The sequence below is a fragment of the Ectobacillus sp. OTK genome (assembly GCF_059698935.1).
Map to the genome: position 1 here is coordinate 5,171,243 of NZ_AP048547.1, position 15,303 is coordinate 5,186,545.

General features: G+C 37.3%; 12 protein-coding genes, 1 pseudogene and 1 riboswitch. Of the genes and pseudogenes, 3 read left to right on the forward strand and 10 right to left on the reverse strand.

What is annotated here, in order from left to right; genetic code table 11:
• Positions 1–3: 3 nt before the first annotated feature.
• Positions 4–897 (reverse strand): helix-turn-helix domain-containing protein, encoded by an 894-nt coding sequence (locus AC6HZ4_RS25645; protein ID WP_497492703.1) that lies wholly within the window; start codon positions 895–897, stop codon positions 4–6.
• Between the two features lie 106 nt (positions 898–1,003).
• Here AC6HZ4_RS25645 and AC6HZ4_RS25650 point away from each other — a divergent pair, with 106 nt between their 5' ends.
• Positions 1,004–1,948, forward strand: coding sequence for a DMT family transporter (locus tag AC6HZ4_RS25650; protein WP_497492705.1), 945 nt, complete (start codon positions 1,004–1,006; stop codon positions 1,946–1,948).
• 130 nt (positions 1,949–2,078) lie between these two features.
• On the opposite strand, the gene corA is transcribed toward AC6HZ4_RS25650, so the two are convergent.
• Complete coding sequence (corA, locus tag AC6HZ4_RS25655) at positions 2,079–3,032, reverse strand: magnesium/cobalt transporter CorA (protein WP_497492706.1); 954 nt, start codon at positions 3,030–3,032, stop codon at positions 2,079–2,081.
• 325 nt (positions 3,033–3,357) lie between these two features.
• Between corA and mgtE the strand changes: the two genes are divergently transcribed.
• The gene (gene mgtE, locus AC6HZ4_RS25660; protein WP_497492708.1) at positions 3,358–4,704 is read left to right on the forward strand and encodes a magnesium transporter; all 1,347 of its coding nucleotides are present in this window, start codon (positions 3,358–3,360) and stop codon (positions 4,702–4,704) included.
• A gap of 168 nt (positions 4,705–4,872) precedes the next feature.
• On the opposite strand, the gene AC6HZ4_RS25665 is transcribed toward mgtE, so the two are convergent.
• A complete protein-coding gene (locus AC6HZ4_RS25665) occupies positions 4,873–5,817 on the reverse strand; it encodes a hypothetical protein (RefSeq protein WP_497492709.1) in 945 nt (314 codons plus the stop codon).
• Between the two features lie 31 nt (positions 5,818–5,848).
• Positions 5,849–5,937: riboswitch (cyclic di-GMP riboswitch) on the reverse strand.
• Positions 5,938–6,101: 164 nt separating this feature from the next.
• Positions 6,102–7,007, reverse strand: a complete 906-nt coding sequence (locus AC6HZ4_RS25670; RefSeq protein ID WP_497492710.1) for a DMT family transporter — start codon at positions 7,005–7,007, stop codon at positions 6,102–6,104.
• Between the two features lie 339 nt (positions 7,008–7,346).
• On the opposite strand from AC6HZ4_RS25670, the pseudogene AC6HZ4_RS25675 reads away from it, so the two are divergent.
• Positions 7,347–7,559: pseudogene (locus tag AC6HZ4_RS25675) on the forward strand (DDE-type integrase/transposase/recombinase); the annotation flags it as partial.
• Between the two features lie 84 nt (positions 7,560–7,643).
• Here the strand turns inward: AC6HZ4_RS25675 and AC6HZ4_RS25680 are convergent.
• The 6 genes from AC6HZ4_RS25680 to AC6HZ4_RS25705 form a co-directional block, all read right to left on the reverse strand.
• Positions 7,644–10,109, reverse strand: coding sequence for a PAS domain S-box protein (locus tag AC6HZ4_RS25680; protein ID WP_497492711.1), 2,466 nt, complete (start codon positions 10,107–10,109; stop codon positions 7,644–7,646).
• A 460-nt stretch (positions 10,110–10,569) separates the two neighbouring features.
• Positions 10,570–11,256 (reverse strand): metal-dependent hydrolase, encoded by a 687-nt coding sequence (locus tag AC6HZ4_RS25685; RefSeq protein WP_497492712.1) that lies wholly within the window; start codon positions 11,254–11,256, stop codon positions 10,570–10,572.
• Complete coding sequence (locus AC6HZ4_RS25690) at positions 11,253–12,461, reverse strand: MFS transporter (RefSeq protein WP_497492713.1); 1,209 nt, start codon at positions 12,459–12,461, stop codon at positions 11,253–11,255. Before AC6HZ4_RS25690 ends, AC6HZ4_RS25685 begins: the two co-directional genes overlap by 4 nt.
• 4 nt (positions 12,462–12,465) lie before the next feature.
• The gene (locus AC6HZ4_RS25695; RefSeq protein WP_497492714.1) at positions 12,466–13,116 is read right to left on the reverse strand and encodes an L-threonylcarbamoyladenylate synthase; all 651 of its coding nucleotides are present in this window, start codon (positions 13,114–13,116) and stop codon (positions 12,466–12,468) included.
• A gap of 79 nt (positions 13,117–13,195) precedes the next feature.
• Positions 13,196–14,224 carry a hypothetical protein gene (locus AC6HZ4_RS25700; protein ID WP_497492715.1) on the reverse strand — a complete coding sequence of 343 codons (1,029 nt, stop codon included), beginning with the start codon at positions 14,222–14,224 and terminating at the stop codon, positions 13,196–13,198.
• Between the two features lie 337 nt (positions 14,225–14,561).
• Positions 14,562–15,275 (reverse strand): IclR family transcriptional regulator, encoded by a 714-nt coding sequence (locus AC6HZ4_RS25705; RefSeq protein ID WP_497492716.1) that lies wholly within the window; start codon positions 15,273–15,275, stop codon positions 14,562–14,564.
• Positions 15,276–15,303: the final 28 nt, after the last annotated feature.

Here is a 15,303-nt window from a genome sequence, read left to right on the forward strand (position 1 = left end):
ATTTTATTTTTGTAGGTTCATTTTTAATTTTTTATAGGATAATGGTGTCATGTTCATCAGCTTTCGGAATTTCTCAATGAAATAACTTGTACTATTAAATCCTACTTGATAGGCAACCTCTGTCACATTTGATTCCGTTTGCTGCAGTAAGAGCAAGCTTTTTTGAATCCGATAGTCAGTGACGTAGCTTAAAGGTGTTGTCTTTAGCATTCGTTTAAAGTAGCGGCAGCATTCAGAACGGCTCAGCTGTCCCGCTTTTGCAATATCATCTAGTGTGACTTTTTCAGCGTAATGCTCATGTACCCAATTCAACATTTGCTTCATCCGATGGTTCTTCAGCATCTCTGTCTGGTCGTATTCTAAGTGAAAACCACTAATGATTAAGTTTTGCCATATGAACATAAGCTGTACAGTAATGTCAATTTCATAGTATGGTGTCTTTTGCTGAATCCATTGATTAATTTTTACAATAGCACCTAAAATATTTCCCCCCCAAGATTGGTTCGCATCTATATATAAGTAAGGTAAATTAGTAGCTTGGATATAGGGATATACATAGGTCGTATAGAGTTCTGGCGGTAAAACGAAATGCGGCGAAACATTTAAACAGATATAGACACAGCCTAACGAATTCTTATCTTCTGCCATGTGCAGGCAGCCGCTATTTATAAAAAGACCGTCCCCTTTTTGAACCACTAGTTTCTCTTCATTAATTTGAAAATTTGCTTCCCCTTCTAAGATAAAAACAAATTGAATCTCATCGTGCCAATGAAGAGGGATATAGCCATGTATATTTTGCCTAATGGTTGTTTCATAACAGGCAACCGGCAACGTGACTGTGCGATGTTCAGTCAGCTCTTTTAAACTTTGATCAATCATGAAATCTTTAATCTGCAAAGTACCACCTCAATATATTGATATTTTTTCGTTCAATTTAAGTATTTTTCATACTGTTTTCCACTTATCATAACACTATTATTATATGCGGGGTGGAAAATCAATCATGAATAAACATGCTAGAAGAACAGGTTTATTTCTCGTCATAACAGGAGCGATATTTTGGGGGATTGGAGGCACAGTTGCAAAAAAACTCTTTCAACAATCTGTAATTGATGTAAATTGGCTCGTAACAACACGATTGCTCATAGCTGGCTTTTTACTTTTAACCGTTCAATTTTTTAAGAAAGGCCGTTCTCAGATACTTAGTGTCTGGCAAAACAGAAGGACAGCTGTTCAACTGGTTATCTTTGGATTGCTGGGCATGCTTGCAGTTCAATATACTTATATGGCATCCATCAAACACGGCAATGCCGCCGTTGCGACGCTATTACAATATTTAGCGCCTGTCATGATTATCATTTACTCCGTTCTACGCAAACAGGCTCTTTTAACACGGCAAGATGTTTTAACCGTTTCGCTTGCTTTGATCGGCTGCTTTTTCCTGCTAACAAATGGATCAATATCTCAACTATCTGTGCCGGCACTTGCAATCATCTGGGGTGTCTTATCTGGATTGGCGTTAGCATTTTATACTTTACAGGTTGTTTCTCTGCTGAAACAATATGACTCTCTTGTCATTGTTGGTTGGGCGATGGTGATCGGCGGTTCTGCATTAAGCTTTATCCATCCGCCTTGGCAGCTAGACTTCGCAAGTTTAACGGCAGAAACTTATCTATATTTAATATTTGTTATTATATTCGGTACAATGATCGCATTTTGGTTTTATATAGAAAGCCTGCAAAGCCTTTCACCCAAAGAAACAAGCCTTCTTGGCAGTTTAGAGCCGCTGGCAGCAGTTCTAACAACAGTCGTTTGGCTGCAGGCACCTTTTGGATTCTTTCAATGGATTGGTACTGCTTGTATCATTGGAATGATCTTATTGCTGGCATTGAATAAAAAATCCACTGAAAAGAATAAGACAACTATTTTAAAACGATTATCTCCATAAATGATCCACTAAAAAACGCTATCCTTTTTCGTAATTCTGCGAAAAGGATAGCGTATTTCCCGTATAGGGGACACATAATTAGACTAGCTTGGTTTGGAGTCGGCATGACCCCTGCCTTCTTAATATATGATTAACTTTTAAACCAGCCCTTTTTCCTAAACCAAAAAACCATTCCAACTCCTATTGCCCCCATAATACCTAATACAACAAAATAGCCGTACTCCCAAGTTAACTCCGGCATATTCTCAAAATTCATTCCATAGATTCCTGCAATGAACGTCAGCGGCATAAAAATGGTTGTAATCACTGTTAATGTTTTCATAATGCTGTTCATGTAATAAGAGTTCAAAGAAAGGTAATTATCCCGAATTTCCGAGGTGATGGCTCTGTTTGTCTCAATCAATTGCCCTAACTTTATCAGGTGATCATGAATATCTCGGAAATATGCTCTCCTATTTGGTTGAATCGGAATACGTTCTGATTCAAGTATACGATATAACAGCTCACGCATTGGAGTAATTGTATGATGAAGATGCAATAAATCTCCTCTTATAATAAAAGTTTCATTAATCAAAGCAGACATGGCACCCCTTCGCCCATGTCTTTCCAGACCTTGAATCCGCTCTTCAATGGCGTAAACAATAGGAAAATACGTATCTACCAGTTTGTCCATAACTTTATGTGCTGCGTCCGTTGGTCCTTTTTTCTTTATATCTTTTAAGTGCCGAAAGTATTCCCAAGCAGATTCGACTTCATGTAATTCATCAAAGTGGAAAGAAACAATAAAATTCTTTCCTATAAATAAATCCACTTCACTCGTTTCCAATGTACTATCATTGATTGCGTGAACCACTAAAAAGCTGTAATCATCATAATACTCCAACTTTGCCCGCTGTAAATGATGAAGACAATCTTCAATAGCTAATGGGTGGAATTGAAAATATGTATCTAATAATTGTGCTTCTTCTTCTGTTGGCATGTTAAAATCTACCCAGTACCACTTGATATCATTTCTTTTAAGAATGTCTAACCCTAAATCGCTTAAAATTTGATGATCATGCGTAACAGCTAATACACGAATCAAGTGCTTATACCTCCACATCTTTTTTTCCAAATTCCCTTAGGCAAATATAGCAACCAATATTATAAAAAGCAAATTCCGGCCGGAACACTTCCCATTGGCGCGGATGTCACGTTAACCTTATTTTTTGCATTTGAATATCAGGAATCATTATTATATATTGGGGTTAAGAATACTTGTTTGGCTTACTGGTTCCCCTGTTCTTTTTAGTTCCCTCTTACTTTGCAATGGATTGTAGGAATAATAAGAAAAGGCAGTTTGAATGTTTTTTATTACTGTTTGAGGGGCTCGTATTTTATTTACTTAAAAGGGATTGGTGGTTAGAAATATGAAAGAGGACCAATTAACTCTTCAAATTATAAAGGCACTAAAAGAAGGGAAAAAGAAAGAATTCCAGACAATATTGGAAGAGCTGCAACCTTATGATATAGCACGATGTTTTGAAAACCTTCCGGAAAAACATCATACGCGTTTTTTATTGTTTCTTTCTTCCGAACAAATTGCTGAGCTAATTCAGGAACTTGAAAATGAAATTCAGTTAAAAGTTCTCACTAAATTAGGGATTGAAAAATCAGGACAAGTTATGGACTTAATGGAAAATGACGATTTAGCCTCACTGCTTGAGAACCTATCTCCTGATAAAATAGAGGAGTTTCTTTCTGGAATGAAACAAGAAGAAGCTCAAATCGTTCAAAATATCATGAACTACCCTCCTGAGACAGCAGGACGATTAATGACAAATCGTTTTGTATGGATTCCTCAACATTATACAATTCGGGAAACAGTCGATAAACTCAAAATATTTGCTGAATTCTCTGAAACCATAAACTATGTATATGTGATTGATAACGATAAGAAACTTGTCGGAGTTGTATCTTACCGAGATATAATTTTAGCAGATGAAACGGATAAAATTCAGGATGTTATGTACAGCCGTGTGATTTCTGTTTCTGCTAATGCGGACCAAGAAGAAGTAGCTCGTGTAATTGAACGTTATGACTTTTTAGCAGTTCCTGTTGTTGAGAACAACAATGAGCTTGTGGGAATTGTAACGGTTGACGATATTATTGATGTTTTCATTAAGGAAGCGAATGAAGATATTGAAAAACTTTCGGCATCTGGAAAAGCAATAGACTTTGATACAAAGGCACTTGTTGCTGCATATCGCCGTCTCCCCTGGTTAATTTTACTTTTATTTATCGGAGTAGTATCAGGAACCATCATTAGCGGTTTTGAAGAAACATTGTCAAAGGTAGTTGCTTTAGCATTTTTTATGCCTATGATTGCAGGAATGACCGGAAATACAGGTACCCAATCTTTAGCTGTTGTAGTAAGAGGACTCACTACCCGTGACATCGATAAAGGTATGATTTTGCGACTCATTTTTCGGGAATTTAAAGTTGGCTTGATAATAGGCATTACCTGCGGAATATTAATTTCAATAATAGCTTTTATTTGGAAAGGGAATCCAATTTTGGGGTTAGTGGTTGGAAGTTCATTAATCATGACTTTAATAATAGGAACTTTATCTGGAACTATTATTCCTATTATATTATATAAATTTAAAATAGATCCAGCAGTGGCTTCTGGTCCATTGATTACAACATTGAATGATATTTTATCACTACTGATTTATTTTGGAATTGCAACAATGTTTATTTCAAAATTAATGTAGGGATACCGTCACATGCCCATCAAATCAAGAAGATCATAGCAATTCCATATGAAAGATTAACACTATCTAAAACACTAAGAAGCATACATACCTATACTTAAAAAAAATTGCCCAAATAGACAAAAAAAAGAAGGAGACTTCCTCCTTCCTTCTTTTTCGGATAGAAAATTACTCTTCGTCTTCATCCTCGTCTTCTTGAGTTTCCTCTGCAGATTTATGCTCTGCTTCTAACTCTTGTCCACCTATAAATTCAACTTCAATTTTTAATTCTGCAAAATCCTCAGTACCAAGAACCTGCTTCACCTGGTCAACTAACTCCTCATCTGTCATATTTGGAGTTAAAGCCAATCGTTCAACGATCGTTCCAGAGTCCTTGATTCCAATTTCATCCTTGATTTTGGTTTCAGATCCTTCCCTTGAAATTTCATATTCCAATTCGAATTCACGATCAGCCGCATCGACTAGCTCTATTTCAAGCTCTTCTACTTCATTTTTATTGGAAACTCCATCACCGTCAGAATCTTCCTTATAATCTTGTAAACCATCATTATCACTATCGGAATCGTTCGGATTATAGCCTAGATCAAATTCAACAGAGTTTTCTAGTTTATCTGTATCTTTATCTTCTTCGCCATCAACTAGGCCGTCCTTATCTGAGTCACTATTAATAGGATCCGTTCCTACTACGAATTCCTCTTTTGTGTTTAACTCATCGGAGTCATTGTCTTCTTCTGCATCTTTAACCCCATCTTTATCGGTATCGGCTTTTAATGGGCTTAAATCCGCTTCGATTTCCTGCAGATTTGTTAATTGGTCCTTGTCATTATCCTCTTGTCCATCAGACAATTTGTCTTTATCTGTATTTTTTGATATTGGATTTAGGTTTAATTGATACTCCTCAAGATTATTTAATCCATCCTTATCGTTATCCTTTGCTGCAACATACTTTCCGTATCCTAAATGATATTTCTTTTGCCAATCGTCAGGAATCCCATTCTTATCTTTGTCGACCTTCGCGGCATTTTTTTGATCTTTCCCTTTGGCATCAGCAACACCTAGCCCTTGAGAAAATATCAATGACGCGGCTAATGCTCCTACAACTACCTTTTTCATGTACATTCACTCCTCTAATTTTTTTCCTGTGAACGGCAACTGGCTGGCTTGATAGCATTCGCTATTTTAGCCCCTAAAGTTTTGCGTCCCAAGCTTTCACAAGGTTTGCCCTTAATCTAATTATAGTAATTTACCGGGTTTTAGTATAGGGTAAAATATTACAATTAGTTGATATAATAGAGTTTGTTATCACCATGCAGGAGGCTGTCATCATATTAGATTGATCACAACAAGAAAACGGCAGGGAGAAGCCTCCCTGCCGTTACTCTATTTTGACGAAATACTCATATTCTATTAACTTGCCCTGCATGACTCTGTTTTGGTTCCCTTACCACCATTAAAACACCGCTAAGAATTAGGATAGACCCTATCCAAAACGTTCCGCCTATATTCTCTTCTAGAATAAGCCATCCGAGCAATGCTCCAACTAAGGGTTGAAAAAAGAAAAATAACCCGCCGCTTGATGCCTCAAGCAGCTGGAGCCCTCGATTCCAAAGCAGAAATCCGCCAGCCGTCGAAACAATACCCAAATACAAGACTCCGCCCCAAATAGCCGGATGAGCCAGCTGGTGGATAGGTATTTCGTGTAATCGCCCCAAAACAAAAGGAGTCAGCGACACTATGGCAACTAAGGCTGAATAGGCCGTCACCACAATTTGCGAGTAATGACCTGGAACACGTTTTACCAGGACAGACATAAGAGCCCATGTTAAAGCAGCAACAAGCAGCGAAATACCGCCAAGCTGGTTGGACATATCCGTATGACTATTCCCAACAATAAGCAATACCCCTGCTGTTGCTAAGCAAACAGACAATCCCTTTTTCATATTCAACTGCTCTTTTAATAGAAGACGGGCAAAAATAACCATAAATGCTGGTGTCGAGGAGGTGATAATTGCCCCCATTTGTGCCGAGGATAATTTGGTTCCGATTTCCTGAGTGACGATGGAAATCGTGTTGCCGATGAGTCCAATGGCTATGATTAATGGAAGGTCCCGTCTATGAATCCGCCATGATTGCCGCGTTAGCAAGCCGATAATGAAAAGTGCGATAATAGCCACCAAATAGCGCATCCATACTAGCTCCAATGGCGGTATGACCGATACTACAACCTTAACAACGACATACATACCGCCCCAAATGCTGGCGGCCAAAGTTAAATATATAGAACCTAACAAGGTATTTTTCATGCTTATGCCCTCCGTTTTTAAGATTAGGTCGAGAATGCCCCTAACGGAGAGATGCAGTCACTTCTGCTCCATTAAGGACGGAGAAGTGCTGCTGGCACATCGTTTTCAAATAAGGGAGTCCAATACATTTCGCTTCACCCCTATCACAATCCAGATATTGTCATTGTACATGGTTTGTTTTTAATAGTAAATAAATATGAGGATAGACTAGCTAAATTGAAATATTTTCTTTAAAGTGCAGGCGGAATCTCAATAAGCATTAGCAGACTTTTAAAGCGCATATCAACACCCTGAAGTTCCAGCTTTTAAAAGTTTCTTGAGGATGTTTTATTTCGTAGGATGTATCTGCATCGTACAGTGGATTCTGAAGGAAATACCGTTGAGTTTTATCTAAACAAAACAAGAGACAAAAAGGCTGCAAAGCTTTCTTGAAGAATCGCTTTGCAGCCTTTCCATACTTCTGGAATAGAAGCCGTGCATATGGTTAAAAAAGGGCAGCTTGTCTTACGGGACACGTCTGTCCAAAATCAAATGAAGTTCATACATCAATGATTCGGAATTACTGCGTAAACCTCGATTTCAGAAGGGATCTGTATGAATATCTCAAAAGCGCACCATATTTGCACCATAACCTTTTTATTCTTTCGCTTCAGCATAAGAAAATGTATAAACATCTTGACCTTGAAAAGGATAGATAGGAAGAATGACATTAACTGTTGTTCCTTTATTTACTTCACTTTCAACAAGTATTTTGCCTTGATGCGCTTCAACAATTTTATAACAGACCATTAATCCTAAACCAATCCCTTTTTCCTTGATACTATAAAACGGTTCTCCGAGATATGGGATACGCTCTTTGGGAATTCCACATCCTTGATCAATAAAGCAAATACATACCTGCTGATCCTCAAGTTTATTGATTTGAATTACAACCTCTCCTCCCAGCGGCATCGCTTCAATCGCATTTTTCAGGATATTGACAAACACTTGTTTTAATTGACTCCCTTCACCATAAACTAAAGGAATGTCAGACTCAAAATTTGTCCTAATTTGGACATTATTCATCATCGCTTGCGGTTGAAACAAGGTTGTAATCTGTTCTACTAACATCTGCAGATCATTAGGTTGAACCTTAACCGCCTGCGGCTTGGCTATCGTTATAAATTCATTCGTAATACTCTCTATTCGATCGGCCTCTGATAACATCACATCTGCATAAAACTGAATATTCTCATTTTCCATTGATTTTAGTAATTGCATAAATCCTTTTATGGCCGTTAAAGGATTTCGAATTTCATGGGCAGTCGCTGTAGCTAATTGCCCTACGACAGCAAGCTTTTCCGATTTTCTTAATAATTCCTCTGTTTTTAACCGTTCCGTGATATCCCGGGAGATAGCCAGGAAAACTTCCTTTCCTCCTAAGCTGAAAACACGGACATTAAACTCAATATTCATCTTTTTTCCTGTTTTAAAAACATATTCGTCCTGTAGAGTGAACTCACGGTTCCCTTCTTTGATTTCTTCCAAGGTTCTTATGAGCATTACGGAATTGGGCAAAATAATATCGGTAAATTGCATCGAGAGAAGTTCTTCCCTGCTGCATTCAAATCTTTCACATCCAACTGGATTCACTTCAAGAAATCGAGTTGGAAATCGATCCTCATTCAATTCTACTAGATATACCGCATCAGCTGCCTGTTCAAATAGCGCACGGTATTTCATCTCGCTTTCCCGCAATTGTTGATGCAATTGATGGAGCTCTCTCTCTGCCTGTTTTCTTGTAGAAATGTCTCTGCAGATTACTGACAAAGCAATCACATTTCCCTTTGAATCCAGAATAGGTGAAACCGTCACACTTACATCGATAAGACTTCTATCTTTTCGGTGTCTAACTGTTTCCAATCTAGTAATAATGGATTCTCCTGATATGATCTTTTGCATATTTTCTAAAGCTTGATCCATTAAATGATCAGGTACACAAGGTAACTTTTGCCCCACAATTTCTTGTGCTGACCAACCAAATATCTCCTCATAAGCTTTATTGACTTGTAAAATATATCCCTCTAAATCAGATATAACAATAGCATCTATGTTATGACTGATGAATGATTCCAGCCGTTCTTTGGTCGTCTTTAGCTCCTCTTCCATTTTTTTTCGCCCTGTTATATCAATAGCAGAACCGACAACCTCAATAACCTTTCCATCTCGCTTAATAGGTCTAAGCGAGGTGAAAATAATGGTTGTATCATTTGGCCATGGCAGCTCAAACGTAACCTCCTGCCCCTCCCATGCCTGTTGATAATATTCAAGCAGCGGGGGAACTAAATGTGAAGGAACGATGGAAGAGTCCATAGTTTGTAAATCTTTACCTACCACTTGTTCAGGACGAATCCCATTTTGATAAAAGAACTGTCCATCACATAAAGTATGGATAAAGCACCCATTCACCTTTTTAAACTTAAAAATTCCTCCTTGCTGTTCATGCACGGTATCCTTTAGTTCTTGTTTTGCTTGTGCTAATGTTTGATTCATTTTCGATAATTCCTGTGTCAAACGGTGCAATTTATGATAAGACTCGATAAGAAAAATGCCAATTAAAAGTCCGAGAGAAATAAACAATATACGTTGCGCTTCAAAAAATGGGGATATTTCGAACAGGAAAACGGATTGAAATACTAAACTATACATACTCATATGAACAGCTAGATAAAGAAAGCTGCTTTTGAAGGGGTGAAGATTTTTAAAATACGTTTTAAGCATCGTGAGTAGAAGACCGGTTCCAATTGTAGCAAGCAGGGCTGGTACCCAATGACCGCCAATATAAATACGCATTATACAAATGCTGATTACTGTAATCCATCCGCCAGTACGGCCAAAGTAAACAAATGAAAGTATTAAAGGGATGTCTCGAAGATCATATAGTAGTTCATTGTATTGAATTGGATAATACATCAAAATAACAGCTACAACCCCTGCATACAATCCGCCAAACCAATGGTAAGACTTATGAATTTTGCGGATTACGAAAACTTGAATGAATATAGATGTACTAACCAAAAAAGAAAAGATAGAGAGGTTAATGAAGAGATCTTCGAATATCATGTAATCCATCCCCCGCTTGCTCTAGTGATATAATTTGTTTAAGGTAAGTTTAACTTCGTAATAAAGTCTGTAAAACCCTTCTTTTAAAAAGTTAGGTTATCATGTATGAATTGGTATAAAATTATTCAATTATAGTTAACGTAACATCGCGTTATCAATTCTATAACCTCTATGATCCTGATTATATCAGAGTTTATTTGCTGTTTATAAGATTATCAAGTATGCAAAAATTTTATATATTTCAGCAATAATGTAATGATCGGCTTTTGTTCAATTAAAATAAAAAATTAGATTATAAAAAAATTTTTCAGCTTAATAAAATACACCTGCATGATATACAGAAATAATGATAGATAAGACTATGATTACTTTCATCAAGTGATGGAACAAACAAAAAATGAGCCATTTCAAAACGGCTCATTTTTTAAACTATTGAAAAGGCATCTTCTCTCCAATAGAACTAAATTAAAATAGATTCACCTGCAGAAAGCACTACCCCATCCAAGCTTTGTTTTTCCATTAAAGATTTCCATTCTCCTGCATCTTGTTTGATTAAATCGAAGGTATTATAATGCATCGGTACATATTGCTTTGCCTGAAGCCATGTTGCCGCAATAACAGCATCTTCAACGCCCATAGTGAAATTGTCCCCGATTGGTAATGCAGCAATATCGATGTTATTGAATTCCCCGATTATTTTCATATCACCAAATAGGCCTGTATCACCTGCATGATAGAATGTCTTCTCGCCTATAGTTAATAAAATACCCGTTGGCATTCCTCCATAGATCAATTCACCAGCTTCAGTTTCGATACCTGTACCATGAAATGCTTGCGTCAGCTTTACTTTGCCCCATCCAAAATCAAATGAACCGCCTATACCTAATGGATGTACCTGAACATCGGATTTTGCAAGATGCATAGCCAGCTCAAAACTAGCAATGATTTTACAATTATTCCTTTTTGCAATAGCTACAGCATCTCCTACGTGATCCGAGTGGCCGTGAGTGATTAATACTGCATCCACTGTTATATCCTCCGCGCGGGCTGATGCTTGCGGATTGCCTGTCAGAAATGGATCAATAATGACCTTTACATTATCAGATTCTACTAAGAAGCATGAATGGCTTAAATAAGTTATTTTCATAGAGATTCTCCTTTACTAATCGAATGTATTGAGGTATTTTCTTTAAAATTAAAGTTGTATTTCTTTGTAAATATGAAAATCAACACTGTATATAAAGAGGCAAATAAAATCATTAGATATTGGAATCCAATCAGATTAAATAATACTCCTCCTAATATAAGCAGCGAGGCATTCCAAAACCCATACAGTCTTTCCATTGAAGAAAAAAGCGAAATTCGTTCTTTTGGCTCTAATTGGCCTGTTTTTAAATGAATCACGACTAATGGACGGACTCCGCCAGAAGATAAGCCTAATAGAAAAACAACGATCGTACTGATATAAACATTATCTATTAATCCAAGCAGCAGCATTGAAATAATAGACAGGGACATAGAAGCAATTGTGATTACTTTATGGTCAAACTTAGCACTTAGACCAGTTAGCAATCTAGCAGCAAGAAATCCCGCAAATGTAAACAGGCTAAGAATTAACCCAAAGAAATAAAGACTAATTTTAATATCCACAAATAGAAAATATGGTAAGAACCCAACAAAAATCGCAAGCGGAAATGCTCTTGATAAAGCATAGTATGTTACCCAAAAGCCTTGTAAGGATGAGTTTTCTAAGCTGGAATGGCGATCCTTACTTTCCGCCTCACTTGCTGCTTGTGTATGTTTCTCATCCTTAGCAGCCCGGATACTTAAAATAGCAAGTATCGCTATAAGATTGGCGATCATGGAAACATAAAAGACGCTTTTTTCATTAAGGCTAAATAGAATGCTCCCCATAATTCCAGCAAACAAAAATGCTATAAACATCATGCTGTTGGAGGAGGACTCGACCTTTTTGTATTTGTCAAAGTTTGTTCCGGATAATAATGTCCTTAAAAGGCTTGAATCTGTTCCTGCAGTCAGACTATAGCCAATACCCGAAAGCACTTGACCAACCAAAAGCAGCCAAAAATTAAACTCTAACGTAAGGAAAAATAAGCCCGCAGCTTTCACCATTTCACCCAAAGCAATAACGTACTTTTCGGATATGTAATTTGTTAATTTGGCATTCCACTGCGATGACACCATCAGCATAATTCCATAAATCGCTAAAAATAATTCAATCTTCATGATTTCTATATGATTGACATAGAAATAAACAAACAGCACCGCTAAGTGAAAATAGAGTCTTGAGGATATGCGATACATATAGAAAAAGATTATATTTCGTTTCATCCAATCAACCTTTTTCAGCAGTGAAAATATTCACAACACGATTTAATTGTTCTTCTGTAATATCACCATGTCTTACAACAGTTGGTTTTGAAGTCAGATCAATAATCGTACTCGATTTGGTGGTTCCTTGTGCGCCGCCCTTAAGGATATAATCCACTTCATCTCCCACTTGTTTGGTTGCCATCTCTATATCAACCAGAACCCCATCAGCCTGTCCAGCCATGTTTGCAGAGGTCATTGCCACCGGCATATTAAATTCTTTGATTAAATTGTTCAATACAGGATTAGCCATACAGCTAATAGAAACAGAATCTCCCCCGCATACCATTTTCTGCGGAACATTATGATTTCTTTTTAGAATAATATTTAAAGGCCCCGGCCAAAATGCATGAGCTAATTTCTCTACAATTTGTTCTGTTTCGCTATCATAAATAGCATATTTCTTCCAATCATCCGGATTGGATATAAATAATGTAAGGGGCTTAGTTGCCGGTCTTTTTTTAATTACAAACGTCTTTGCCACAGCCTCGTCATTCCACGGATCCACTGCCAATCCTAAATTACAATCACTCGGACAAACAATCACTCCGCCATTTTTGATGCATTCTGCAGCCCTAATAATATTTTCCGTTGTTGGTTCAAGCAGCTTGTTCATTGTATTCATCACCTTTGCTGTTCATTTCATAAAGCAAATAGGAGAGGAGAGTATGTTCTTCCCCTCTCCCCGTTAATTGTTATATTACAGGAATAGGTTCTTTAACTAACCCTGGGACATCTGAATGGAAATGATCTAGATATTTTTCCATTGCCGCACTATCTTTAAAATTATAGGTTTTAAGCAACCAACGCTTCTTTGCCTCTTCTGGATCTTTAACTTCCAAAATTAATCTATTGTGGAGCCCCTGCTGATTTGGGAATACAAATAACTCTCCTGTGTTAATATGCACGTGGTCCTTTTCAGCTAATAATATTGCATTTTTCAAAGCTAGTAATGCTTCCTTCGCCTCAACAGGAGCATTGTGTAAGTAAGTAGTTCGAGTTTCATAGTAACGGAATGTATGAATATCCTCTAAAATATAATGAGCCTCCGAAATATCTTGTTCCTTGTTAGAGTCTCGTGAATATTCATCGAAAGGTGTAAAAAAGTATGGCTGCCGAAGCACGTGCTGCTGCTCTTCTGTTAAATGCTTGAGAATAGCCCTTCCATCAATATACCCAGTATAAACCCGATTTTCATCGTGGGTACGCATTCCTAATAATGCCAGGTAATCTGCACGGACATGATGTGCTGTACGGTCATTATGATAGAATAGATCGCTATCAGTTTTTTGAGTTTGCGTGCCGGAATATTTAGATTGGGCATACACATCATGGAAAAAATCTCCATTATTGCGTGTGTCATATGCTAAAGGAGGCATGTCCCATAATTGTGCAACTAACTCCAGGAAACCTTCACCCACATATGTATTCTTTTTATTATATTTATCTTGAACAGGATTATCGTGATCGAAAGTAGGACGTACAGGATCAATCGGACAATTCTTTAAAAGATGAGCGTACGTTGCCCCTGTCTTACGATCAGCTATTACTTCCTCACAAAGAACCAAGAAATCCTTTGGAATCTCATCCCTTTTTATGTACGAGCTAATTTCATCCCTAAACTGTGTATAATTTTGATACGGGTTGTTCTCTAGGCCAATTAATAAGTTAAAAATTCTTGCACTTGCTTCTTGTGACAGTACTAAATTTTTTACTTTCATCATTTACCTCCGAATTCAAACTAATATACTTACAAAGGGAATTATACTAGATTTAATTTACAGATAAGGTAAATTTTATCCAATTAGGCATGTTTTGTATTTAAATATCTGTCTACTAGATTTAATGAAGCGGGTTTTACATTTTAAGCCTTTTCTAAGTGTAAAAAAGATTAAAATTTATTATGAATTACGTAAATAAGAAAAGAAGCCCATATCAGCATGAGCTTCTCAAATCATCAACAAACCTATCTTTTTTCACTATTACGTTCAAATGAAATGGGACAATAGTTTCTTCCATGTCCCATTTCATTTCCCAGCCTCCAAAAGGAATGCCCCATATTTAATTTTTGAGAGAGGATTGAATTTCTTTTGCTGCGTTTACAACATACTCCGCCAGCTTTTTAGAAGGATTTGTACCAAGGCGGGATATAGGGCCGCTGACACTGATCGCTGCTTTAAGAATACCTGTTTCTGAAAAAATGGGGGCACTAACGCTGGCTACGCCCTCTTCCCTTTCAGCTACACTTTCCACCCATCCCTGCTGACGGATGCTATGATATTTATCCTCATACGACTTGTTTTCTGACCAAGCCAAAAAAACCTTACCCGCTGAACCTACCTCTAAAGGAAATATAGAACCAACTGGTACTGTATTGGTTAATCCCAGGCTCGGTTCAACTGAGGCAATACATATTCGTTTATCTCCTTCCTTAACGTAAATCTGGCTGCTTTCCCCAGTCAGGCTTGTTAATTTAACGAGGATAGGCTTAGCTAAATCTACAAGATTCTTGGAATACGATACTTCTCCCCAGCCTGCTATTCTTGAACCCAACAGATATCCATCTTTATTTTTTGTTACTAAATGATGCCCCTCCATGGCAGATAATAATCGATGGACTGTAGAACGGGCAATGTTAGTTGCCCTAACAATTTCATTCAGATCTGCTGAACCCCTTTCTGCTAAAAATTCCAAAATATAAACAAATTTATCCAAAACCCCAACTCCGCTATTGAACTTACCATTATTTTCATTTATACTATGTTTATCCATCATATGAGAATCATATCTCACATAGTGGGAT